General features: G+C 57.5%; 19 protein-coding genes. 10 read left to right on the top strand and 9 right to left on the bottom strand.

Going from position 1 to position 22,352, the window contains the following annotated elements; translation table 11 throughout:
• The first annotated feature begins 172 nt into the window (after positions 1–172).
• The 6 genes from ACR0B5_RS05655 to ACR0B5_RS05680 all read left to right on the top strand — a co-directional run bounded on the left by ACR0B5_RS05655 (position 173) and on the right by ACR0B5_RS05680 (position 6,036).
• On the top strand, positions 173–2,221 hold the full coding sequence (locus ACR0B5_RS05655) for a dockerin type I domain-containing protein (protein WP_480539041.1): 2,049 nt from the start codon (positions 173–175) through the stop codon (positions 2,219–2,221).
• 240 nt (positions 2,222–2,461) lie between these two features.
• Complete coding sequence (locus tag ACR0B5_RS05660; protein ID WP_480539043.1) at positions 2,462–3,052, top strand: TetR/AcrR family transcriptional regulator; 591 nt, start codon at positions 2,462–2,464, stop codon at positions 3,050–3,052.
• Entirely contained in the window at positions 3,049–3,312 is a 264-nt protein-coding gene (locus ACR0B5_RS05665) for a hypothetical protein (RefSeq protein ID WP_170549563.1), read from the top strand. The genes ACR0B5_RS05660 and ACR0B5_RS05665 overlap by 4 nt, the downstream gene beginning before the upstream one ends.
• Positions 3,313–3,321: 9 nt before the next feature.
• Positions 3,322–4,473, top strand: coding sequence for an aromatic ring-hydroxylating oxygenase subunit alpha (locus ACR0B5_RS05670; RefSeq protein WP_480539045.1), 1,152 nt, complete (start codon positions 3,322–3,324; stop codon positions 4,471–4,473).
• 18 nt (positions 4,474–4,491) lie between these two features.
• Entirely contained in the window at positions 4,492–4,965 is a 474-nt protein-coding gene (locus tag ACR0B5_RS05675) for a hypothetical protein (protein ID WP_480539047.1), read from the top strand.
• 12 nt (positions 4,966–4,977) lie between these two features.
• On the top strand, positions 4,978–6,036 hold the full coding sequence (locus tag ACR0B5_RS05680; RefSeq protein ID WP_480539049.1) for a 2Fe-2S iron-sulfur cluster-binding protein: 1,059 nt from the start codon (positions 4,978–4,980) through the stop codon (positions 6,034–6,036).
• 398 nt (positions 6,037–6,434) lie between these two features.
• Here ACR0B5_RS05680 and guaD read toward each other — a convergent pair whose 3' ends face one another.
• The 5 genes from guaD to xdhA form a co-directional block, all read right to left on the bottom strand.
• Entirely contained in the window at positions 6,435–7,763 is a 1,329-nt protein-coding gene (gene guaD / locus ACR0B5_RS05685; RefSeq protein ID WP_480539051.1) for a guanine deaminase, read from the bottom strand.
• 63 nt (positions 7,764–7,826) lie between these two features.
• On the bottom strand, positions 7,827–9,428 hold the full coding sequence (locus ACR0B5_RS05690) for a xanthine/uracil/vitamin C permease (protein ID WP_480539053.1): 1,602 nt from the start codon (positions 9,426–9,428) through the stop codon (positions 7,827–7,829).
• 43 nt (positions 9,429–9,471) lie between these two features.
• Positions 9,472–10,350, bottom strand: coding sequence for a xanthine dehydrogenase accessory protein XdhC (gene xdhC / locus ACR0B5_RS05695; RefSeq protein ID WP_480539055.1), 879 nt, complete (start codon positions 10,348–10,350; stop codon positions 9,472–9,474).
• A 3-nt stretch (positions 10,351–10,353) separates the two neighbouring features.
• Entirely contained in the window at positions 10,354–12,672 is a 2,319-nt protein-coding gene (xdhB, locus tag ACR0B5_RS05700) for a xanthine dehydrogenase molybdopterin binding subunit (protein ID WP_480539057.1), read from the bottom strand.
• 15 nt (positions 12,673–12,687) lie between these two features.
• The gene (gene xdhA, locus ACR0B5_RS05705; protein ID WP_480539059.1) at positions 12,688–14,151 is read right to left on the bottom strand and encodes a xanthine dehydrogenase small subunit; all 1,464 of its coding nucleotides are present in this window, start codon (positions 14,149–14,151) and stop codon (positions 12,688–12,690) included.
• Positions 14,152–14,305: 154 nt separating this feature from the next.
• On the opposite strand from xdhA, the gene ACR0B5_RS05710 reads away from it, so the two are divergent.
• Positions 14,306–15,208, top strand: a complete 903-nt coding sequence (locus ACR0B5_RS05710; RefSeq protein ID WP_480539061.1) for a LysR family transcriptional regulator — start codon at positions 14,306–14,308, stop codon at positions 15,206–15,208.
• Between the two features lie 41 nt (positions 15,209–15,249).
• On the opposite strand, the gene ACR0B5_RS05715 is transcribed toward ACR0B5_RS05710, so the two are convergent.
• A complete protein-coding gene (locus ACR0B5_RS05715) occupies positions 15,250–16,482 on the bottom strand; it encodes a urate hydroxylase PuuD (protein WP_480539063.1) in 1,233 nt (410 codons plus the stop codon).
• Between the two features lie 101 nt (positions 16,483–16,583).
• On the opposite strand from ACR0B5_RS05715, the gene ACR0B5_RS05720 reads away from it, so the two are divergent.
• Positions 16,584–17,498, top strand: coding sequence for a LysR family transcriptional regulator (locus ACR0B5_RS05720; RefSeq protein ID WP_170767507.1), 915 nt, complete (start codon positions 16,584–16,586; stop codon positions 17,496–17,498).
• Between the two features lie 12 nt (positions 17,499–17,510).
• On the opposite strand, the gene uraH is transcribed toward ACR0B5_RS05720, so the two are convergent.
• Positions 17,511–17,864 (bottom strand): hydroxyisourate hydrolase, encoded by a 354-nt coding sequence (gene uraH, locus ACR0B5_RS05725; RefSeq protein ID WP_480539065.1) that lies wholly within the window; start codon positions 17,862–17,864, stop codon positions 17,511–17,513.
• A gap of 146 nt (positions 17,865–18,010) precedes the next feature.
• Here uraH and puuE point away from each other — a divergent pair, with 146 nt between their 5' ends.
• Entirely contained in the window at positions 18,011–19,423 is a 1,413-nt protein-coding gene (gene puuE, locus ACR0B5_RS05730) for an allantoinase PuuE (protein ID WP_480539067.1), read from the top strand.
• Positions 19,420–19,905: an ureidoglycolate lyase gene (locus tag ACR0B5_RS05735; RefSeq protein WP_480539069.1), complete on the top strand. Its 486-nt coding sequence runs from the start codon at positions 19,420–19,422 to the stop codon at positions 19,903–19,905. The genes puuE and ACR0B5_RS05735 overlap by 4 nt, the downstream gene beginning before the upstream one ends.
• Before the next feature lie 192 nt (positions 19,906–20,097).
• Here the strand turns inward: ACR0B5_RS05735 and bhcD are convergent, their stop codons facing one another.
• Both bhcD and bhcC read right to left on the bottom strand, forming a co-directional pair.
• Positions 20,098–21,063, bottom strand: a complete 966-nt coding sequence (gene bhcD, locus ACR0B5_RS05740) for an iminosuccinate reductase BhcD (protein ID WP_480539071.1) — start codon at positions 21,061–21,063, stop codon at positions 20,098–20,100.
• Between the two features lie 109 nt (positions 21,064–21,172).
• Positions 21,173–22,336, bottom strand: coding sequence for a 3-hydroxy-D-aspartate aldolase BhcC (gene bhcC / locus ACR0B5_RS05745; RefSeq protein ID WP_480539073.1), 1,164 nt, complete (start codon positions 22,334–22,336; stop codon positions 21,173–21,175).
• Positions 22,337–22,352: the final 16 nt, after the last annotated feature.

Here is a 22,352-nt window from a genome sequence, read left to right on the forward strand (position 1 = left end):
CGCTTTGTTCATCTGTCTTGCCTTCCGGTTACCGCCGCGGGCGAACCTGAAAAAATTGAGTTAAACTGAAGCCGAACTCCTCGTTTTCACCACATTCCCGCTTTTGTTTCGGTCTGGGCATCAGATCATCCTCAGGTCACTGCCAGGGGTGGCATTGGGGGTGATCAAGGTGATGCTTCAATTCGAAACTGTGGTTGCAACGGGAAGCCCGGCGCTCGATTCAGGTATCGGCGATACGGCTTTAAAAACGTTTAACGGGGATACGTATCTCTACTCCGTCACCGGTCCGTTCGGTGGCGTTGCCGCTTGGCGCCTCACGGAAGGGGCTGGGCCGCAGCTTGTAGATACGGTCTATCATAGCGGTCCGATCCTGTATCAGGTGGGGCGGACGGGTGTGCCAATCACCTTGGGCGCTGAAGACCAACTGGCCCTTGATATCAACAATGCAACGGGTTTGGTGGGGTATACTCTGAACGCGGACGGCACCTTTGGCGATCTGCAGGAAACCGGGACGCTCGTCGGTGGCGGAGACATCTCGGCGATGACGCAACTGGCCGTCGGAGGGCAAAGCTATCTGACCCTTGCGCATGAAGATACCGATCAGATCGGCAGCTATGAGATCAACCCAGACGGCACGCTTTCGGTCGTGTCGCTGCTCTCTGGCCAAGCCGATTCGATGCATGCTGCGACGGTCGGGTCTGAGCAATTCGTGATCACCGCGAACGCTGCAAATAGTGAAATCGCCGTGTTTGATGTTTCCGCAAGCGATGGCAGCCTCAGCGCTCTGGACAACAGTGCCGCTGTTTCAACGATGGGAATCTCTACGCCCACGGCGATTGAGGTGGTCGAGGCCTATGGGCAATCCTGGGTCATCGTGGCGGGGTCGGGCAGCAATTCCCTCAGCGTGATGGGATTGCGCAGCGATGGTCGGTTGATCCCCAAGGATCATGTTCTTGATACGTTGAACACCCGATTTGAATCCGTGCAGGACCTGTCGGTGATCGAGGTGAATGGCCGTGCGTTCGTCGTTGCGGGTGGGTCCGACGATGGGGTCAGCCTGTTCACACTGACCCCGAATGGAAAGCTGGTCTATCTGGATAGCTTTGCCGACACGCTGGATAGTGGGTTGGGTAACGTCCAGACCCTAAACCTCGCCCATATCGGTGATGAGCTTCAGGTGCTTGCAACCTCACAGCAGGATCCCGGACTGACGCAGCTGAGCGTTTCTTTGGCAAACCTTGGCGTCGTTCTGGATGGTAGCGGGCCGGTTATGGGTACGATGCAAGACGACATGCTCAGCGCGGGGGTTCTGGATGCCCAATTGTCCGGCGGGGCCGGAGATGACATCCTCATCGCTGGGAGTGGTGAGACGACGCTGACAGGCGGGGCAGGGGCCGACATCTTCGTCATGCAATATGGCAGCGATCCCACGACGATCACGGATTTCGAAGCCGGCACCGACCGCTTGGACATGTTCGACTATCTTCTTCTGCGCACCCCCGATCAACTGACATTTACCGCCACATCCCAAGGCGCTGACATCCAGTATCTGAATGAGGTCGTCCACGTGATTTCCTCAACGGGCACGCCGTTGACAAAAGAAGAGGTCTTTGGCTCCGGGTTTGGCGGGCCGGATCACATTCCTGTGGATTTCGGTACGTTCGGCGGGCTAGAGCCCGCAAGCTCGGACGGCATTCAGGGGCGCGTGAGCGTCGATTCCGAGACCGCCAATCCAGGCCTTGCAGATGCCGAGATCAAGTTCACACCGACCGGAGGCGGCACCGTCACCGCAACTACAGATGAGACCGGACGCTTCGATTTGAACGTTCCGAACGGGACGTTGGCCGGAGAGCTGGAGGTCGTCAAAACCTATTCAACAGCGAGCGGACGGGTCAACGCTCTGGATGCGTTGCAGGTTCTGCGCATCTCGGTTGGTTTGGATCCGACATGGGGCCCCGCGGCCCCGGAAAACCTGATTGCCGCCGATATCACCCAGGATGGAGCCGTCAACGCACTGGACGCGCTCTCCATTTTGCAGGCGGCGGTCGGACAAACCTCACCATATCCCGCGAAATGGGTTTTTCTGGACGCGGATGCCGACCTCTCGGGGATAACGCGAGATGAGGTGAATTATGACACGCAGATGGATGTCACTGTCCAAGACGGGTCGTTTGCGTTGGATATGACCTCTATTCTTTTGGGAAACATCGAGTCGTTGTGACGGTGTTCTGCGGCCATTGTGCCCGGGTTGAACTTGCTTTCCTGAAACGGTTTGCGGTCTTGTTGAAAAAGTTGAGGGGCGGGCTGTCGCGCTAGCGATCGCAGAGGATGATGGCCGGTCATTCGCTCTAGACCATCGAAATACAGTTTCTTTCCATGCGCTGGTCTCAAAGTAAATTGTCATGGTTGACAAATAATCTTCGATCATTATTTGTCATCAGTGACAATTTATGAGGCCACAATGCCAAGACCATCTCTGAAAGACCAACGATCTCAGGAAATCCTAGATGCGTACCTCACATGTGTGGCGCGGTTCGGCCTTGACGGCGCGACCCAGGAAAGGATTGCAGAGGAAGCTGGCGTCAAGCGCCCCCTGCTGCGCCACTATCTTGGCAACAAGGACGAAATGATTGCTGCACTTGCCGAGTACACCCTTGAAGGCTTTGCGATTTCACTGGACGGCCTGCGATACGCCCTGCCAGACAGAGCAACGCCAAACGATCTTGTGGACGCTCTTTTTGCCGAAAACAGCGGAACTGATCCGCGGTTGATGCTGGCGTATCAGGCGCTGGTGACTGTTGTTCCAGATCGCCCCGAATTTCGGCAGGATCTTTTGGACAGCCTAAGTGCCTTCTTTGACGTGGTTGAGGATGTCCTGAGGCGAGCCGCCCCAGACGCGCCGGATGCAAGCATTCGCGCCGTGACTCAGGGTATTTCCGCAATCTTTGTCAGCATGGATGCCCTGTCGCCACTCGAGCCGCCCAAAGTCTGGCGCGCGGAATTGAAACTGGCGGCTTCTTTGCTGGCCTCAACACTAGAGGCCGAGCGATGAACCACTCCAGAACCGCGAACTATATTGCTCTGCCTATCCTGTTGGCAGCTGCTGTCCTGGGTTACTACTGGGTCTGGGGGCTGCTCTTCCTGTGGTGGACTATTCCGACCATCCTGAATGGTCAGGCCTTTCTAGTGTTCGAGATCAACCGAGACGACGATCCAGTTCTATTCTGGGCCATTGCCTGCCTCTGGGCCTTGTCAGGACTGATGATGCTCGCCGCCAGCTTTTTTCCGCAATACGCCCATCTGATGACCTGAGGGAACAAGATGACCAAAATGTATCATCATCTGCCTGTCGAAGCATATACCTCGCAGGATTGGTTCGACCGAGAACAACAACAAATCTTCTCACGCACCTGGCGTTTTGCGGGACTGGTTGAGGATATCGAAGGCCCTGGGCACTATCTGTCGGTGCAGGCAGGTCTGAATAACCTGTTTGTCGTCATGGGGCGCGATCACCGGTTGCGGGCCTTTCACAATATTTGCCGCCATCGCGGTACACAACTGATCCGCGCGGTCGGCAAGACGCAAAAGGCGCTGACGTGTCCTTACCACGATTGGACCTATGATCTGGAAGGAAGTCTAATCTCCGTCCCCGATGAGGCGTCGGAATTTCCCAGTGGTATTGATAAATCCTGTCTTGGCCTCAAACCGGCAAGTGTGGACGTCTGGCGTGGTATGTTGTTCGTTCATCCTGATCCGAATGCGCCCACGCTTGCGGAATGGTTCGGCGAGGTCGATCCATTTCTTGGTCCGCACAAGCCCGAGGAACTGGTAGAGTACGCTGAAGGCCGGAACACCTATGAGATCAAGGCAAATTGGAAGATCGTTGTCGAGAATTACATCGACGTCTATCACCTGAGCCACCTGCATTCCAACACCTTGCACATGTATGACCATGCCAAGGCAGAATACGGGTGGAAGGGGCCGCACTATCACTTTTGGGAGCCCCCTTCAGCGGAGTACGCCAAGGACCACGAGGCGAACTTGCCGATGCCGCGCGTGATCCCAAAACCCCATGTCGGCGCCTGGGTTCCGATGCTGTTTCCGGGCATTGGTATCGGGGCCAGTGAGGAAAGCTGGAATCTGTTTGTCATCACGCCACTGGCGCCGGACCTGACGCGTATCGAAAACCGCACGAAGCTGGCCAATGAGTCTGATTGGGCGTTTCAGAAACAGCAGTGGAAAAGCTGGGGCTTTTGGAAGAACTTTGGCGGTGCGAAGTACCACGGGGACGACGTCGCTGGCGAAGACGATCCGATGGCATCCGGAGATTTCACGACCGAGGATATCTATGCCTGCGAACAACAACAGAAGTCTCTGAAAAGCCCTTATCTGGAAATCGGCCCGGCCGCGATTGGTGAAAGCCCGATTACCCAGCACCAGAAAGCCGTGTTGGAGTTCATGAAGGATGATTGAACAATGCGGAGATCGCTCATGACGCCCGTTCAAGCCACCCTGACAGGCGTGGTCATCGCGTCGGCTTTGGTGCTGACAGCGCAAGCAGAAACGCCTGAGGAGATCTCTGCCCGTGTCATTGCGGCTCAAGACGAAGATAGCCTTCTGGCTACGTGGGACAGTTGGCATCCCGAAGCCACACACCGGATCGTCCTCAAATACGGTACCGAGCAGGAAGATGATGTCTTCACTTACCGTGTGGGGGACGTTACCGCCGCTACCGATGCTGAACTCTCCAAGGATCTGGCAGAATACAAGGAAACTGAGCGATCCACGCCCAGAATGACCACCCGCACCGAAGATGAGGTCCACCACGTAACCGCAGTTACGGATGTTGAATATGATTGGCAGGGATATGCTGGAAAAATGCGTCAAACAGATGAGTTTGCCTTTGAACCTTACCTTGGCGGGATGGTGATCCGGTCATTGACCACAACCTATGACTACCGGTGATTGGGTGTTCTAATGCAACGCAACTTCTATACATTGACCGTATCTGACATCCGCACAGAGAACGGCGGTGCAGCCACAAGTGTCACTTTAGATGTCCCTGCCAGACTGGCTGATCTGTTTAAATGGACGGCAGGACAACATCTTACGGTCAGATTTCTGATCGAAGGACAGGAGCATAGGCGCAGCTACACTATCTCAAACCCTCCTGGATCCGCACTGCGCATCACTGTGAAACGTGTGAAAGACGGGATCGTGTCGAACCATATCGGTGATGCTCTGTCGGTAGGGGATATCATCGAAGTCATGCCCCCTTTTGGACAGTTCACCTTAACGCCCGGACCCCTTAAACGCCGCACGCACTATTTCTTTGGCGCGGGAAGTGGCATCACGCCTTTATACGCGATGATCAATGCGGTTTTGACGGACGAGCCGCATTCCGTTTCGCATTTGGTCTTTGGCAATACCAACGCGAACAGCATTGTTTTTCGGGACGAGTTGGAGCAAATTCAAGCGCGATACCCGAAACGCTTTTCTGTGCGACATGTTCTGTCTCACCCCTCCTTGTTAAGTTGGTTCAGCCCTTGGCGCACGGGTCGGTTGGATGCAAACGCCGTTCACGCCGCTATTGCCGAGACTCCACCTGTAGCGCAAGACGTGCAGTACTGGATCTGCGGTCCGGGCAGCATGAACACTGACCTGCGAGCGGCGCTCAAGAATTTAGACGTGCCGGACGACCGCATTCACACGGAAAGCTTTGGTGGCGATGTCAAACCCGATCTCAGCGCATCAGGGGTCGCGGCGACAGCCCGCATAAATCTGCATGGTGCATGGCATGACGTACCGGTGGCTGCGGGTCAAACCATACTGGAAGCTGCCCAATTGAAAGGTTTAAATCCACCATACAGTTGCCAGTCCGGTGTTTGTGGAGCCTGCGTTGCCCGCCTTACCGAAGGGGCCGTCCATATGCGGAACCGCGTTGCACTCGAAGACGAAGATATCTCAAAGGGACTCGTTCTGTGCTGTCAAAGCGTAGCGACGCAAGAGAGCATCACGTTGAAGTTTGAGGAGTAGACTCGGGATCGCGACAATCGCAGGCAAAAACGAAGCAAAAAGATTAAAGCCCTGCACCGCAGGGTAAGCGATTGTTAGTGTTTGCCGCGGGAACATCAAAGCTCCTTACTGACCCGTATCCTGACCTAACTAACTGGTATTTGTGGTCAATTCGCATAAGATAATGCCGTCACCTGCCTTTCTAATCGATGTGTGGAATGACGGGTAACAGATCGGTTTGTCATGGGAACTAAAGGATTTACTGGGCACCTTGGGCATCCCGAGCTAGTTATCTAATGCGGTGAGGAACTTGGTCGCGTGTTGCTGCTGGGTCTAGCCCGGATCGAGCAAGTCAACTGATCCGGGCTTTCAATCAAAGACCGTCGCGGGCTGGAAATGGGCCCGCGTTACAGTTGCCGCTAGGCAGGGACTTTGGCTCGTTCAGGTTGCGGCCCTGCAACCTTACTGGGTGTTCCCGACACATAGACTTCCTCGATCGCGCGGTCGTCTCCCATCATCTGCAGAACGAAAAGCTCTTGCGCTAGGCTCTCCACGCGGTCCATGCGAAGAGCCATGGCCGGGGTGCTGCGTGCGTTTAGAACAACGACATCCGCTTCGGTTCCCGGGGCGAGCGTACCGATTTTGTCTTCGAGGCCCAGAACGCAGGCATTGCCGCGGGTTGCCCAATGGAACGCTTGCAAAGGATGCAGGGCTGTCCCTTGCAGTTGCAGGATCTTGTAGCCTTCGTTCAGGGTTTGCAGCATCGAATAGCTTGTGCCTGCGCCAACATCCGTTGCGATCCCATTGGCGATCCCGCGCGCGCTCAGCCCGGCATGATCAAACAGGCCGCTGCCCAGAAACAGATTCGAGGTTGGGCAGAACACGGGATGCGCGCCGGTTTCAGCAAGCGCGTCGATCTCACGCGGTTCAAGATGGATGGAGTGTCCGAGCAGAGTTCTCCGTCCCAGCAAACCGTAGGACTCATAGACATCCAGATAGTCCCGGGCTTGCGGGTAGAGTTGTCTGGTGAAGGCGATCTCGTCCTTGTTTTCCGACAGGTGTGTCTGGATGTGGCAGTCGGGATGCTCTTGCGCCAGCATCTGGGCCATGGCCATTTGGTCCGGGGTCGAGGTGATCGCGAACCGGGGCGTGATGACATAGCCGTTGCGTCCCTTGCCATGCCAGTCGGCGATCAGAGCTTTGGTGTCGTCATATCCGGATTGCGGCGTATCCTGCAGCGTCTCGGGCGCGTTGCGGTCCATCAGGACCTTTCCGCCAAGCATACGCATGTTGCGTCTGGTTGCCTCGGTAAAGAACGCGTCAGCCGAGGTTTTGTGGACCGAGCAATAGGCAACCGCCGTCGTGGTGCCATGCGCGATCAACTGGTCATAGAACGCCCGCGCCATGGTCGCGCTGTGTCCGTCCGAGGCAAAGCGGGTTTCTTCTGGGAACGTGTAGGTGTTGAGCCAGTCCAAGAGCTGTGCGCCCCACGAGGCGATGACCTGCACTTGAGGGAAGTGGATATGGGTGTCGATAAACCCCGCCATCATCAGATGAGGGCGATGGTCCGTCACAGGCACGTCTTCGGCCTTTGCGCTGATCGTCGAGAACGGGCCGGTGTCCTGAATGATCCCGTCCCGGATCAGCAGCGCGCCGTCCTCAAGATAGGTATAGGCGCCGGTATCTTCGCCGTTCTGGGGCTCACGATGAAAGGTCAGCAGACGACCGCGCAGCAATCTCTGTGTCATGGAATGTCTCGTATGTCGTGGGAAAACGGGTAGGGGGCAGCCCTGAGGCTGCCCCATCATGGATCAGGCCTGTTGTGCAGGTGTATCGTCGTCGATCAGATCGGGCTCATCTGGAACGATCACGCGATGCTCAAGATCCTCTTTAGGGGCGAGCATCGGGTAGAGATACAGGAACCCGCCGACGATCAGATAGCCGATTGTAATCCCGTCGAACTGCGGCATCTGCAGCGTGTAAGAGTGGATGATCCCCACCGCCGACATCAGCCCGCCGGCGACGGCAAACGCCCCTGCCATACGGAACCGGCCGTCAATCACGTCGGCCACAATGGCGCCCCAAATCAGACCTGTGATGATCGCACCCTGGCTTAGCGCCAGATGTCCTTCGTAATGGGCCCCCTCCATCAACAGCGCCGCGGTCAGGCCTTCGTCACCCAGCGCAGGCAAGCCTTCGACACCGCTACTGCGCAGCGCGTTCATCAGTGACCCCCATTTGACCATCAGGAAGGCCGAGATATGGGGCAGGATCGCGAAAGATACCGCAGCCATGTGCATTGGCTTCACTGCCCAGGCCGTGTTGGTGATCAGGCTAACCGAGACAAAGACCAGAACGGGTGCCGCAGCCGCGATCGGGATAAGACCCGCGAGGAAGGACAGGAAGCCCAGGAAAGCGGCAGCCGCGATCACAACGGCCACACCCACGATGTAGCCCGCATGTGCATCAAGCCGCTTGTAGGCCGGATGACCGATGTAAACGGTCGTCGGGAAAGGAGAGCCAAACAGTGCGCCCAGCATCGTGCCCGCGCCATCCGTTACCTGGCACAGCCCGACGGGGTAGTGATCGCCCGCGGCCTCGGCGGATTCCACGTTGTTCATGGTTTCGATGAAGTTGTAGATCTGCACCGGGATGAGCACCAGAAACAGCCCTGGGTTGGCGAACAGGTACTGAACACCGGCGATGAGGTCGCCGAAATAGGGGATTGGAGGGTAGAAGCCGATGCCGCTTGTGTCGATTTTCGATTCACCAAGGATGATGGCAATCACCGTGCCCGCCGCAATCGCGACCAGACCGGCAGGCACGTTGCCCGGCAGGCGGAACCGCCCGATCAGACCCCAAAGGATGAACAGCAACGAGGTAAACCCGATGATCGGGTTCTCAAACACCTCGGCCAGCGGGACGGAGCCGATAAAGACCAGCGCAATGCCGCACAGCGTGCCGAGCATCCCGGCGCGCGGTGTAATACGCTTCAGGTAAGGACCTACAAACGCCCCAAGGGCTGCAACGATCCCTCCCATGAAGCCCGCGCCGATACCGACCTGCCAGGCCAGCATCGGGTCATTGGTGGCCCAGTAAATGGGTCCGATCACGCCGAAAAGATATACAAACATGACCGGCGTCGAGATGCCGTAGGGCAGGGCGGTGACATCTTCGCCTTTTTTGGTGGCTGCCCATTTGGCCAGAAGCGTGTAGACCCCGACACCGGCAAGAATTGCAATGGCGGCACCGGGCACGATGCGGCCAAAGACGATCTCGGCTGGCATCTGGAACACGAACTGACAGACCCCGGACAGGATCAGCAGGTTCACTAGGTTATCCGTAAAAAGCGCCCAGAAAGCGCTAAAGTCGCTGCGGGTAAACAGCTTGTATTCGTAGGTCCTCCCGTCCATGACGGTCTCCTCCTCTGATAGGACCGGAATTGCCTGGTGGATTTCAGGCGGATCTCCCTCTCCGGTCGTGATGTTGGCCCGCAAGGGGCGCCTTGGTTGCCCCGGTTGGGGCGGTCGCGGCAGTTTCAGAGGTCAGTTCAGCCATCACCTCGGCCACCACGAAGGCGGCGATGACGCTGGGCCGCTTGTCGCGGCTACCGCTTGCCCCGATGGGGCATCTCAAATGTTCGATGGATTGTCCGTCACACTGTTTGTGTGCCCAATTCCTCAGCTTGATCCGCTTAGTTGCGGATCCGATCATCCCGACATAGGCCGCATCCTGACGTTCAAGCGCGGCGGTGGTCAGCAAGAAATCCAGCCCGTGATCATGGGTCAGGACGATAAAGGCGCTGCCTTCGGGCGCACTGAGGATTTCGGCTTCGGGGATTGCACTCAGTCGGGTTTCGACATCCGCAGTGCAGAGGTCGATTTCCTCGGCCCGTGTGTCGACAAGGATGCAGCGCACAGGCAAATGCTGAAAAAGATCCGCAAGTGCGCGTCCCACATGACCCGCCCCCATCACGTAGACATGTGGCAAGGCATCGTCGCGCCGCGCCGCCCTGTCAGTTGCAGCCCACTTGTCCGAGGACCGCATGCGAGTCAGTTGCATTTCAACCCGTCCCCCGCAGCATTGGCCGATTTCGGGCCCGAGCGGCACATCCATATCCTGGTGAAGCGACCCGTCTCGCAGCATGTCCCGCGCAGCGTTGATGGCCATGAACTCCAATTGCCCACCGCCGATGGTTCCCCACAGCGCGTTAGGCGCCACGAACATCTCTGTCCCTTCGTTGCGGGGCGAAGACCCGCGCACACGCGTCAACGCGATGCGGATCACGCTGCTTTGTTCGGAGAGAAACGTCTTCAGGGACTGCGCGGCAGGCATCGTTTAGGCACCGTTTTGCAGGCGGGCAACGGCCATCAGGACACGCTCGGGCGTGGCCGGGGCGTCTAGGCGTGGACATTCCCGGTAATCGGCGACGGATGCCACAGCCATCGACAGGGCCTCGAACACCGAAATTCCAAGCATGAAGGGTGGCTCACCCACAGCTTTGGAGCGTTTGATCGTCAACTCTCGGTTTTCCGACCAATCGGCGAGTTTCACGTTGAAGATACGCGGGCGGTCCGAGGCCAACGGGATCTTGTACGTCGACGGAGCATGGGTGCTCAGGCGACCGGCATCATCCCACCAAAGCTCTTCGGTGGTCAGCCAGCCCATACCCTGAACAAAAGCACCTTCAACCTGACCCTTATCGAGAACGGGATTCAATGAGCGCCCGACATCGTGCAGCACATCCGTGCGATCGACCCGGTATTCTCCGGTCAGGGTATCTATGGTCACTTCCGAACAGGATGCCCCATAGGCGTAGTAGTAGAACGGGCGGCCTTGGCCCTTATCACGATCCCAGTGGATTTTTGGTGTTTTGTAAAACCCGGCGGCCGACAGCTGCACACGCGCCAGATAGGCCTGTTTGATGAAGGCGTCGAAGGGCAGAACATCTTCGCCGATGTGAACATGATTGGCGTGAAAGATCACCTGCTCGGGGCTTACTTCCCATGTTTCCGAGGCGAATTTCACCAGCCGTTCCTTGATCTGCTCGACCGCATTCAACGCGGCCATTCCGTTCAGATCGGTGCCGCTAGAGGCTGCGGTGGCGGATGTGTTCGGGACCTTCTCGGTCGTTGTCTTGGTGATCTTGATCCGACTGAAATCAACCTGAAAGGCCTCGGCCACCACCTGCGCGACCTTGGTGTTGAGGCCTTGCCCCATTTCGGTGCCGCCGTGGTTCAGATGGATCGAGCCGTCTTTGTAGACATGCACCAGCGCGCCGGCCTGATTGTACCACGTTGCTGTGAACGAGATGCCGAATTTCACCGGCGTCAGAGCGATGCCCTTTTTCAGGATCGGAGAAGTTTTGTTGAAGGCGATGATGTCCTGACGCCGCTGGCGGTAGTCTGAGGTCTCCTCCAGCTCTCCGACCAGCCGGTCCAGAACGCTATCTTCGACGACCTGATGATAAGGCGTCACGTTCCGGTCTTCGGTGCCATAGAAATTGGCCTTACGCACATCCAGAGGGTCCTGTCCCGTGGCATAGGCGATTTCTTCGATCATCCTTTCCGCCGCGATCACCCCCTGCGGCCCACCAAATCCGCGGAAAGCGGTGTTTGAGACCGTGTTGGTTTTCATCGGATGGCTGTTGAGGCGCACATTCGGGTAGAAATAGGCATTATCTGCATGAAACAGAGCACGGTCGGTCACGGGGCCCGACAGATCTGCCGAGAATCCGCAGCGCGCGGCAAAGCTGCTTTCTACAGCCTGAATGCGTCCCGCATCGTCAAAGGCCACGTCATAGTCGATCACAAAGTCATGGCGTTTGCCGGTCGCCGTCATATCCTGATCCCGGTCGGGCCTGATCTTGACGGCGCGGTTCCACTTTTTCGCGGCCATTGCGGCCACAACGCAGAACAGGTTCATTTGGCTTTCCTTGCCGCCAAAGCCACCACCCATGCGGCGGACATTGACCACAACGGCGTTGGACGGCACGCCAAGCACATGGGCCACCATATGCTGCGCCTCAGACGGATGCTGGGTCGAGCAATGCACAACCACATCATCATCCTCGCCCGGAATGGCAAAGGCGATGTGACCCTCAAGGTACATGTGATCCTGACCGCCCACGCGCATCCGGCCCTTAATCCGGTTGGGGGCCGCCGCCTGAGCCGGGGCAACATCCCCTCGCTCTAGCTTGAGGGGGGCGGTGACATGCGGGTAGCCGGCGTTTTGGGCCTCAATGGGGTCCAGCGCATGGGGCAGGGTTTCGTATTCGATCTCTGCCAGCTCGGCGGCGCGGCGTGCGATGTCGCGGGTCTCGGCAATGACGGCAAACAGAGGCTGGCCGTGAAACTGAATGGTCTCGGTTGGGAAAACCGGCTCGTCGTTCAGATGCGTCGGGCTTATGTCATTGATCCCGGGCACGTCATCTGCCGTCAAAACCCCAACAACGCCGGGTGTTGCCAGAACCTTGGCAAAGTCGATGCCAAGCAGTTTGGCGTGGGTCACTTCGGACACGCCAAGATAGGCGTGCAGCGCGCCTTGGGGCAGGGCGATATCGTCGGTGTAGTCAGCCCCTCCGGTTACATGTTTGATGGCGCTGTCGTGGTTGACGTCGGTGTGGGCGGCCCCAGTGATGGAAACGGTGTCTTTCATTGTGTCGTCTCCTTGTTACGCACAAGCCAGTTGAACGGGGGTGTCTGTCTGGGCGTCATGTTCGAGGAAGAACCGACGCAGCAGGTTCTGGGCCGTCAGCATCCGATAGTCGGACGAGGCTCGCCAATCGGTCAGGGGTGAGAAATCCTGAACCAGCGCCTTTGCTGCCGCCTCGAAACTTTCCCGCGACCAGGGCTGACCGTTCAGAGCGGCCTCGGCAGCAGACGCGCGCTTTGGCGTCGCGGCCATGCCACCCATGGCGATACGGGCGTCGCAGATGATGCCATCTTCAACCGACATATGAATGCCTGCCGCGACCGAGGAAATATCCTCATCCCGGCGCTTCGAGATCTTGTAGGCGGCGTTCAGATCCTTTGGCTGGGGCAGGGGAACGCGGATGCTTTCGACAAATTCGTCCGGTTGGCGATCCTGTTTGCCGTAGTCGATGAAGAACGCGTCCAGTGGCATTGTCCGGACATCCGACCCACGGCGCAGCGTGATGTCGGCTCCAAGCGCGATCAGCACAGGCGGCGTGTCCCCGATGGGAGAGCCGTTGGCGATGTTGCCACCCACTGTGCCCATGTTTCGCACCTGCCACCCGGCAATACGATCCCAGTAGGAGGTTAGGTGCGGTAGATGCTCGGACAGCAGGTCTTGGCAATCGGTGTAGCTTGCGCCGGCACCGATCAGCATGTGCTGGCCCTGTGTTTCGACCGTTTTCAGGTCTTCGATATGTCCGGTAAATATCGCCGGTCCGATTTTGCGCAGGAATTTCGTGACCCAAAGGCCCACATCCGTTGCGCCCGCGACGATAGTGGCCTCTTGGTAAGTTTGCAGGCACTCGGCCAGATCATCCACGCTGCAGGGAAGGATGCTCAGATTGTCCTTCGGACCCGAGACGACGCGCCGCCCGTCTTTCAACGCTGCCAGACGCGCGGTCATGGCCTCACGTTCGGTGTTCAAGTAGTCCGAGGCTGGGGTGCCATAGCGACTGACTGCAACGGCCGCCCGAATGATCGGCTCATACCCGGTGCAACGGCACAAATTGCCCTGCAAAGCGGTTTCGACCTGCGCCTCTGTTGGCTCGGGCGTTTGCATCCACAGCGCATAGAGCGCCATCACGAAGCCCGGCGTGCAGAACCCGCACTGACTGCCGTGATGGTCCACCATGGCTTGCTGTACCGGATGCAGGCGACCTTCGTGGCCGGACAGATGCTCAACCGTCACGACATGGCAGCCGTCTAAAGAGGCGAGGAACCGAATGCACGCGTTCACCGGAGCATAGGCAAGTCCTGTCCGCCCAAGCCGCCCGACAAGTACGGTACATGCGCCGCAATCGCCTTCGGCGCAGCCTTCCTTGGTGCCGGTCAGTCGTCGTTCGAGACGTAGAAAATCCAGAAGAGTCTGGTCGGCTGATACGTCTGGAACGGATACATCCTTGCCATTCAGGACAAATCGGATGTCAGTGCGCGGCGTCATGTTAGTCTCCCTCTACACCTGCCTTCGGGTAGGTCGCCGCAGGACCATAGAGTCGGAGATTGAGTCTTAAAATCGTCGGAAATGACAAATACTTTCAACAAAACGTTGAAAAAGAAATCCCACCATCGCAGTCTTCCCCCAGAGGGAGGAATGAATGTCATACATCGAAAGCTTGCGGGTCTTCGTTAGGGTGATGGAGCTGGGCAGCATCACGTCCGGCGGCCGTGACCTGCGGCTGACACCCGCGGTGGCCAGCAAACGTCTGAAAGAGCTGGAGAACCATCTGGGCGTGCGCCTGTTCAACAGAACGACCCGCTCGATGACGGCAACGGAGGTCGGCGAGGTTTTCTATGATGAGGCCAAAGCCGTTTTACTGGCGTTGGACCACGCCGAGGCGCGCGTCGCCAGTTTTTCGGACGCCCCTCGAGGCGCAATCCGCATCACAGCGCCGCTGGGGGTCGGGCGCAGAATCGTTGCGCCTCTGGTCCCGGATTTCTCGGATCGCTACCCAGAGACCGAGATTCGCATGCGCCTGTCCGACCGCAAAGTGGACATGATGGCCGATGGTTTGGATATCGCGTTCTTTATCGGAGAGCCGGGCGATTCCACCATGAAGCTGCGGAAATTCGCGGATTGTGATCGGCTGCTATGTGCCTCGCCTGAATATCTTTCGAATTTCGGCGTGCCAAAAACGCCGGATGACCTACTACAGTCTCAGCACAATTGCCTGCTGCTGCGCTATCCCAGATCGCCCGAGTATTTCTGGACCCTGAACACCGACATGGGGCCGCGCAAACTTGAGGTTCGGGGCAAATACGATGCGGATGACGGCGATGTCCTGACGGATTGGGCTTTGGCAGGCAAAGGGATCGTAAACAAACCGCGCTTTGATGTGAAAGAGTATCTCGTGTCAGGCCAGCTGGTCGAGGTTCTGCCCTCGACACCGCCCTTGCCGACCATCTTCGGCTGCCTCTATCCGCACAAGAAACTTCAGGATCCTAAAATACGCCTGTTCGTCGAACACATCGCGAAACACAGCAAAAGGTTCTTTGGATAAACCAGCAGGAGGGTCCTGTTTTGCCTGCTACAAGTCGGGGCTTACTGGCCCCGGCCCTCACGCACCCATGCGATGATGGTCTGACGGGCTTCGTCATCCATTTGAACCGCGGCAGGCGGCGGCATCGCGTGGCTGATCCCGGCCTGCAGATAGATTTGATCAGCCTGACGGGCGACATCGCCGGGCGTTTCAAGATACACTTTCTTGGGCGCCCATTTCATTGTGCCGTAGACCGGCTCGCGTGCGTGACACATGGAGCAATTGCCCAGAACCGTGTCATAAGCGGCCTCGAACCCCTCGGCCGAGGCGAATTTCTGTTCATAGGGTGTCAGCTCGCGCGCTTCGGCCTCTTCCCATGTCTCACCAGATCGGACCGAGGAGAGCCATGCAATCGCGATCATCAGAAGGACCGTGACTGCCCAGGTCCAATGAGGGCCTGTTCCAGTCGCATGCATCGTGTTGAAATAGTGGCGAATGGTGACCCCGGTCAGGAAGATCAGGCTTGCAATGATCCATGAATACTCGGTGCCGAACGCCAGCGGGTAGTGGTTCGACAGCATCAGGAACACGACCGGCAAGGTCAGATAGTTGTTATGCGTCGAACGCACTTTGGCAATCTTGCCGTACTTGGCGTCCGGGGTTCGACCGGCCTTGAGGTCTGCGACCACGATGCGCTGGTTCGGCATGATCTGAAAGAACACATTGGCCGTCATTATCGTTGCGGTAAACGCCCCAAGATGCAGTAGAGCGGCCCGACCGGTGAATATCTGGTTGTAGCCCCAGGACATGATCACCAGGATCACGAACAATAACAGCATCAGAATGGTGGGATGGTCGCTCAGCTTGGATTTGCACATCTGGTCATAGAGCAACCAACCAATGGTCAATGACCCGCCCGAGATCAGAATCCCCTGCCACAGCGCCAGATCGACCTTGGTCGGGTCCAGCAGGAATAGCTCTCCTCCGACCCAGTAAATGATCATTAGAAGCGCGGCGCCGGACAGCCATGTGGTGTAGCTTTGCCATTTGTGCCAGGTCAGATGCTCGGGCATCCGGGCGGGCGCCACCAGGTATTTTACGGTGTGGTAAAACCCGCCGCCATGGACCTCCCATTCTTCGCCATAGGCCCCATCTGGCAGCGCAGGGTTTGGCTTAAGCATCAGGTCCAATGCGATAAAGTAGAAAGATGCCCCAATCCACGCCATCGCAGTGATCACATGCAGCCAGCGGACGGAAAAGGCGATCCACTCCCACATTACGGCCAGATCATACATGGGTTTGCTCCTAAGATTCTTTGCTTCCGCTCACTCTATGCGAGACTGCTTTATTCTGGTATTGCTAGCAAAGACCAAGCAGTATCAAAAAATGCAAAAAAATGTCCTATCTAGATAACATCAGAACCTTTGTCCGAGTCTACGAGTTGGGCAGCATGTCCGCCGCAGGCCGCGATCTGAGGGTTTCTCCGGCTGTCACCTCGGCGCGAATATCGCAACTGGAAGAGCATCTGGGTGTGCGGCTGTTTCAACGCACGACGCGCAGCCTGACGCCGACCGAACAGGGACAATCCTTCTATCGGGGGGCCGCCGAAATCCTTGAGGCCGTTGAAAATGCCGAAGCTCAGATCGTCAACATTACCGAGAATCTGAAAGGTTCTCTCTATGTTGCTGCGCCATTGGGCGTCGGTCGTAGGCTGATAGCGCCACAGGTTCCAAAGTTTTTGGCCGAGTATCCCGAGGTCAATGTCAGGCTGAGGCTGACAGATCGAAAAGTCGACCTTACAACAGAAGGTCTGGATCTTGCGTTTTTCCTAGGGCAGCCCGAGGACAGCAATTTGCGCATTCGCAAAATCGCCGATGTTGAAAGGGTTCTGTGCGCCTCTCCGAAATACATCAAGAAACGTGGGATGCCGGCAAGCGGAGACGATTTGATCGCCGACAATCACGAATGCCTCAACCTGCGCTTTCCAGGCGCGACCGAGTTTCAATGGCTTCTCAGGACTCAAACGGGGCCAAAGCGATTCCGCGTCTCTGGTCGTTATGAATCGGACGATGGTGATGTGTTGACGGATTGGGCCCTTGCGGGTCACGGGATCGCGCTGAAGCCGATCTTTGAGATCGCACAGCACCTAAAGGCTGGAAATCTGGTTCCGGTGGCCACAGAAACGCCGCCGGAACCTATTCAGATGGCGTGTCTGTTCACCCACCGCCGTATGCAAGACCCCAAAACGCGGCTTTTCATGGAGTTTATCATAGAGCGCATCGGATCCTCGATCGCCGCCGCGAACACCTAGAGCGGCAGGGCTTCAGCTGCCACGGTAGGTCGAGTATCCAAAAGGGGAAAGAAGCAGAGGCACATGATAGTGAGACTGTTCGGACATCCCGAACCGGATCGGTATCACGTCCAGAAAACGGGGATCTTCTGGCGGGGTGCCTGAGGCATCAAGGTACGCGCCGGCAAAGAAAATCAGTTCGTATTCGCCTGCTGAAAACTCAGATTGCGGGAGAATCTGTTCGTCGGTTCTGCCGTCGTCATTTGTCACCAGTGCTTTCAGCAAGGTGCGGTCTGTGCCATTGATACGGTACAACTCGATTTTCAGCCCCTCGGCGGGGCATCCCCGTGCAGTATCCAGAACATGTGTGGTAAGGTAACCGGTCATTTGTGCCACTCCTAAAGTTGCTTATTCATTAGTCTGTTTTCTCCTCCGAGGGCAAAGCCAGACTATCCGAAGCTGCTTTTCGTATTTTTTGAAAAATTTCTTTGATTATCCGGAGTATTGAGGAACTCAAGAAGAAGGAAACAGATGTGAAGCCTTATCCACGAGATATGACCGGCTATGGCAATCAAATGCCCAAAGCCAACTGGCCCAATAGGGCCCGGATCGCGATTCAGATCGTATTGAACTATGAAGAAGGTGGCGAAAACAACATCTTGCACGGTGACGCGGCCTCTGAGGCGTTTTTGTCCGAGATCACCGGTGCAGCCCCATGGCCGGGGCAGCGGCACTGGAACATGGAATCGATTTACGAATACGGCAGCCGTGCCGGGTTCTGGCGTGTTCACCACCTTTTGCAGGACCTGCCTGTGACAGTTTATGGCGTGGCGACCGCTTTGGCGCGTGCCCCGGCACAGGTTGCGGCGATGAAGCATGCAGGCTGGGAGATCGCGAGCCACGGACTGAAATGGATCGAACACAAGGATATGGACCCGCAAGATGAGCGCGCCCAGATTCGCGAGGCGATCCAGCTGCACACCGAAGTCACCGGCCAGCCTCCGCGCGGTTGGTATACTGGTCGGTGCTCGATGAATACGATCGATCTTGCCGCTGAAGAGGGTGACTTTGCCTATATCGCGGACAGCTATGCCGATGATCTGCCCTATTGGATCAAGGCAGGGGGCAAGGATCACTTGATTGTGCCCTATACGATGGATTGCAATGACATGCGGTTTGCGATTCAGGCCGGGTATACAAATGGAGAGCAATTCGAAAGCTATCTGAAAGACAGTTTCGACATGCTCTATGCCGAAGGCACGGCGGGTATGCCGAAAATGCTCTCGATCGGGTTGCACTGCCGCTTGATCGGCCGTCCGGGTCGCGCCATGGCGCTCAAACGCGCGCTGGAGTATTTCAGACAACATGATGGTGTCTGGTTCGCGACACGCGAACAGATTGCCGATCACTGGGCAAAGGAACACCCGCCAATGCAAAGCCTCACCCCGTCCGAAATGGACCAGCCTACCTTTGTGTCCGAGTTTGGCGGCGTGTTCGAACACAGCCCATGGATTGCCGAAGGCGCGTTTGACCTTGAACTCGGACCGACCCATGACAACGCCGCTGGTGTCCACAACGCGCTTGCGCGTGTATTCCGTACCGCTACGACCGAGCAACGCCTTGGCGTCCTGACGGCCCACCCGGATCTGGCGGGCAAGCTTGCTGCGGCCGGGCGGCTGACCAAGGAAAGCACGGCGGAACAGGCTGGGGCTGGTCTGGATATGCTGACAGATGAAGAACGCGAAACCTTTACCGCGTTGAATGAGGCCTATACCTCCAAATTCGGCTTTCCCTTCATCATCGCCGTCAAGGACAACACGAAGGCCAGCATCCTGGAGGCCTTTCACCGCCGCATTGACAGTGATCGGGATACCGAGTTCGACGAAGCCTGCAGACAGGTCGAACGGATCGCCGAGCTGCGCTTGATCGAGAAGTTCTCGGAATGACCATCGAACTGAAGCTGCAGCCCCTGACCCCCCATGCCTTTGCGCCGTTTGGAGATGTGATCCAAGCGGCGGGTGAGGTGGATAAGTACATCAATCAGGGCAAATGCGCCCGCTATCACGACCGAGCGGAGTTGGATTTCCGAGACGGCCGCGCCGGGATCAGCGTGTTCCAGTCCGAGGCTTTCAGCCTGCCGATCACGCTGGATATGGTGGAACGTCACCCTGACGGCAGTCAGGCGTTTCTGCCATTGTCGGATAAGCCGTTCGTTGTGGTTGTGGCCCCCGATGAAGACGGAAAACCCGGCCACCCGATTGCGTTCATAACTGCGCCGGGGCAGGGGGTGAACTACCACCGCAACACTTGGCACGGGGTACTGACCCCGCTCCATGATCCGGGCCTTTTTGCGGTCGTGGATAGAATTGGAACTGGACCCAACCTACAGGAGCATTGGTTCGAGTTCCCGTACCTTATCGTCAAATAAACCGCGTTAAGATGCGCAGGGTATCGCAACTTGCCTGCGCATGAGGCTGGAAATCCGGCGAAAATTCAACGTCTAGCAACATCTTCCGGGTGGAATGACATTGGCCGGGGCGCTTACCCCGGCCGTCAGCCAGCGTGTCCGTTGCGCGAACGACTTGTCACTCGGAACCAGGTATCAGCGTTTGCTTTGGCGTCAGAAACCGACCTCGATAGCGATCCCTTTTTCTACGGCAAGGTCGACCACCGCTGCGGCCACCGCAAGATCCTGCAGGCCAACGCCCGTGCCGTCGAACAATGTGATCTGATCATCTGCCGAGCGGCCCTCATGCGTTCCATTGATCACCGCGCCAAGCTGCGCGACGTCGCTTTGGCTGATCAGTCCCTCGGCGACGGCGTGCTGTGCCTCGCCGATGGTGACGGATTGCGCGACCTCGTCCGTGAAGACACGCGCCCCGGCCAGCAGGGCGGATTCGACCTCTTGCTTGCCTTTGGTGTCTGTTCCCATACAGGCCACATGCGTGCCGGGGCTGACATGGTGCGCCATCAGCGAAGGCGCAAAGGCCGAAGTGATCGAGATGATCACATCCGCCTCGGTCATTCCGTCAAGTTCGACCGCCTCAAATGGGACACCTGCCTCAACAGCGACTTTCTCGATGTTGGGCAGCATTTCCGGGTGGTAGTTCCAGCCGACGACCTTTTCAAAGCTACGCTGTTCCAGCGCGGCGCGTAGTTGAAAGGCGGCCTGATGGCCCGCCCCGATCATGCCAATCACGTTGGCATCTGCGCGGGCCAGATGTTTGATCGACACGGACGAAGCCGCCGCTGTGCGCAGCGCCGTCAGCAGGTTGCCGCCCACCATCGCTGAGGGTTTGCCGGTGTCGGGATCGAACAGGAAAACCGTGGATTGGTGGTTGATCAACCCGCGTTTCTCAAGATTGTTTGGCCAGTAGCCACCGGCCTTCAGGCCCAAAGTCAGGCCGGCGCGGTCAAAACCACCCTTGAAGCCATACAGAGCGTCTTCGTGGCCGATAGCCTCACGCACGACAGGGAAGTTATAGGCATCGCCCGCGGCCATTGCCGCAAAGACGCTCTCAACGGCATCAAAGGCCGCTTGGCGGGTCATCAATCCGGCGATCTCGCGCTCGGGTACGATCAACATGTCAGTCTCCACTTGGAATTCGTTCGCCCGCGCGATTCCCCGAAGGGAGAGGAGGCACACGGGCGAGGATCAGGCTGCTGTCGAGCCAGATTTCTTAGATTGTTTGGCCTTAGTAGGCGCGACCACGGGCAGATACGGGCCAGACGGCCTCAACCTTGCCGTTGCGCACGCCGACATACCAATCATGTACATTGGCCGTTGGGTCGCAGTGACCGGGCACCAGCTTGAGCTTGTCGTTGACCTTGAGAACACCATCCGTATCCATCACAACGCCATGCTCGTCCGAGCATTTAATGTACTCAACGTCGTCGCGCCCAAACACGACGGGTAAGCCGCTGTCTACCGATTGCGCTTTGAGGCCTGCATCGACGATCGCCTTGTCGGCTTTGGCGTGGCTCATGACGCTGGTCAGGATGAACAGAGCGTTCTCCCACTCACCCCGGTCGATACGGTTGCCGTCCTTGTCCAAAATGCGGCCGTAGTCGGCATCCATGAAGGCGTAGGACCCGCATTGAAGCTCATTATATACGCCCGAGTTGGATTCGAAATAGTAAGAGCCGGTACCGCCGCCGGAAACCAGCTCGCAATCGATTCCTGCGGCTTTCAGGCCGTCAACGGCGTCTTTGACCATCGCAATTGCGGTATCCAGCTTTTCCTTGCGCGCCTCGTAGCTGTCGAAATGCTGCATCGCGCCCTGATAGGCCTGAATGCCGGTGAATTTGAGGTTGTCGGCCGCCTCGACGGCTTTGGCAATTTCGATCACCTGAGGTGTTGTGGTCACCCCGCACCGTCCCGCGCCGCAGTCGATCTCGACGAAGACCTCAAGCTGAGTGCCGTGATCGACCGCTGCACCGGAAAGGTCTGCGACATTGTCAATATCGTCGACACATACGATGATGCGGCTGCCGAGTTTTGGCAGGCTGGCCAGGCGGTCGATCTTGGCGGGGTCGCGTACCTGGTTCGAGACCAACACGTCCTTGATCCCGCCACGCACGAAAACTTCAGCCTCTGAGACCTTCTGACAGCACACGCCCACGGCTCCGCCGAGGCGTTCCTGAAGTTTCGCGACATCGACGGATTTGTGCATTTTGCCGTGGACGCGGTGGCGCATACCGTGGGCCTTGGCATAGTCACCCATCTTCTTGATGTTGCGTTCAAGTGCATCGAGATCCAGCACGAGGCTGGGGGTCTGGATATCTGCTTCATCCATTCCGGGCTTGGCCGGAATGTCATAGCCTACTTCGAATGAGTCGAGATTGGTCATATCTTTCATGTCCGTATTCCTGTGT

The sequence above is a fragment of the Ruegeria sp. AG1 genome, from assembly GCF_056541705.1.

Coding starts and splice junctions, on each gene's coding strand:
- bhcC (WP_480539073.1), bottom strand. CDS start 22,336: ATGAAAGATATGACCAATCTCGACTCATTCGAAGTAGGCTATGACATT.
- bhcD (WP_480539071.1), bottom strand. CDS start 21,063: ATGTTGATCGTACCCGAGCGCGAGATCGCCGGATTGATGACCCGCCAA.
- ACR0B5_RS05690 (WP_480539053.1), bottom strand. CDS start 9,428: ATGGACGGGAGGACCTACGAATACAAGCTGTTTACCCGCAGCGACTTT.
- guaD (WP_480539051.1), bottom strand. CDS start 7,763: ATGACACAGAGATTGCTGCGCGGTCGTCTGCTGACCTTTCATCGTGAG.
- ACR0B5_RS05680 (WP_480539049.1), top strand. CDS start 4,978: ATGCAACGCAACTTCTATACATTGACCGTATCTGACATCCGCACAGAG.
- uraH (WP_480539065.1), bottom strand. CDS start 17,864: ATGACCGGTTACCTTACCACACATGTTCTGGATACTGCACGGGGATGC.
- ACR0B5_RS05660 (WP_480539043.1), top strand. CDS start 2,462: ATGCCAAGACCATCTCTGAAAGACCAACGATCTCAGGAAATCCTAGAT.
- xdhA (WP_480539059.1), bottom strand. CDS start 14,151: ATGACGCCGCGCACTGACATCCGATTTGTCCTGAATGGCAAGGATGTA.
- ACR0B5_RS05735 (WP_480539069.1), top strand. CDS start 19,420: ATGACCATCGAACTGAAGCTGCAGCCCCTGACCCCCCATGCCTTTGCG.
- ACR0B5_RS05670 (WP_480539045.1), top strand. CDS start 3,322: ATGACCAAAATGTATCATCATCTGCCTGTCGAAGCATATACCTCGCAG.
- ACR0B5_RS05710 (WP_480539061.1), top strand. CDS start 14,306: ATGTCATACATCGAAAGCTTGCGGGTCTTCGTTAGGGTGATGGAGCTG.
- ACR0B5_RS05665 (WP_170549563.1), top strand. CDS start 3,049: ATGAACCACTCCAGAACCGCGAACTATATTGCTCTGCCTATCCTGTTG.
- ACR0B5_RS05675 (WP_480539047.1), top strand. CDS start 4,492: ATGACGCCCGTTCAAGCCACCCTGACAGGCGTGGTCATCGCGTCGGCT.
- xdhC (WP_480539055.1), bottom strand. CDS start 10,350: ATGCCTGCCGCGCAGTCCCTGAAGACGTTTCTCTCCGAACAAAGCAGC.
- ACR0B5_RS05720 (WP_170767507.1), top strand. CDS start 16,584: ATGTCCTATCTAGATAACATCAGAACCTTTGTCCGAGTCTACGAGTTG.
- ACR0B5_RS05655 (WP_480539041.1), top strand. CDS start 173: ATGCTTCAATTCGAAACTGTGGTTGCAACGGGAAGCCCGGCGCTCGAT.
- ACR0B5_RS05715 (WP_480539063.1), bottom strand. CDS start 16,482: ATGTATGATCTGGCCGTAATGTGGGAGTGGATCGCCTTTTCCGTCCGC.
- xdhB (WP_480539057.1), bottom strand. CDS start 12,672: ATGAAAGACACCGTTTCCATCACTGGGGCCGCCCACACCGACGTCAAC.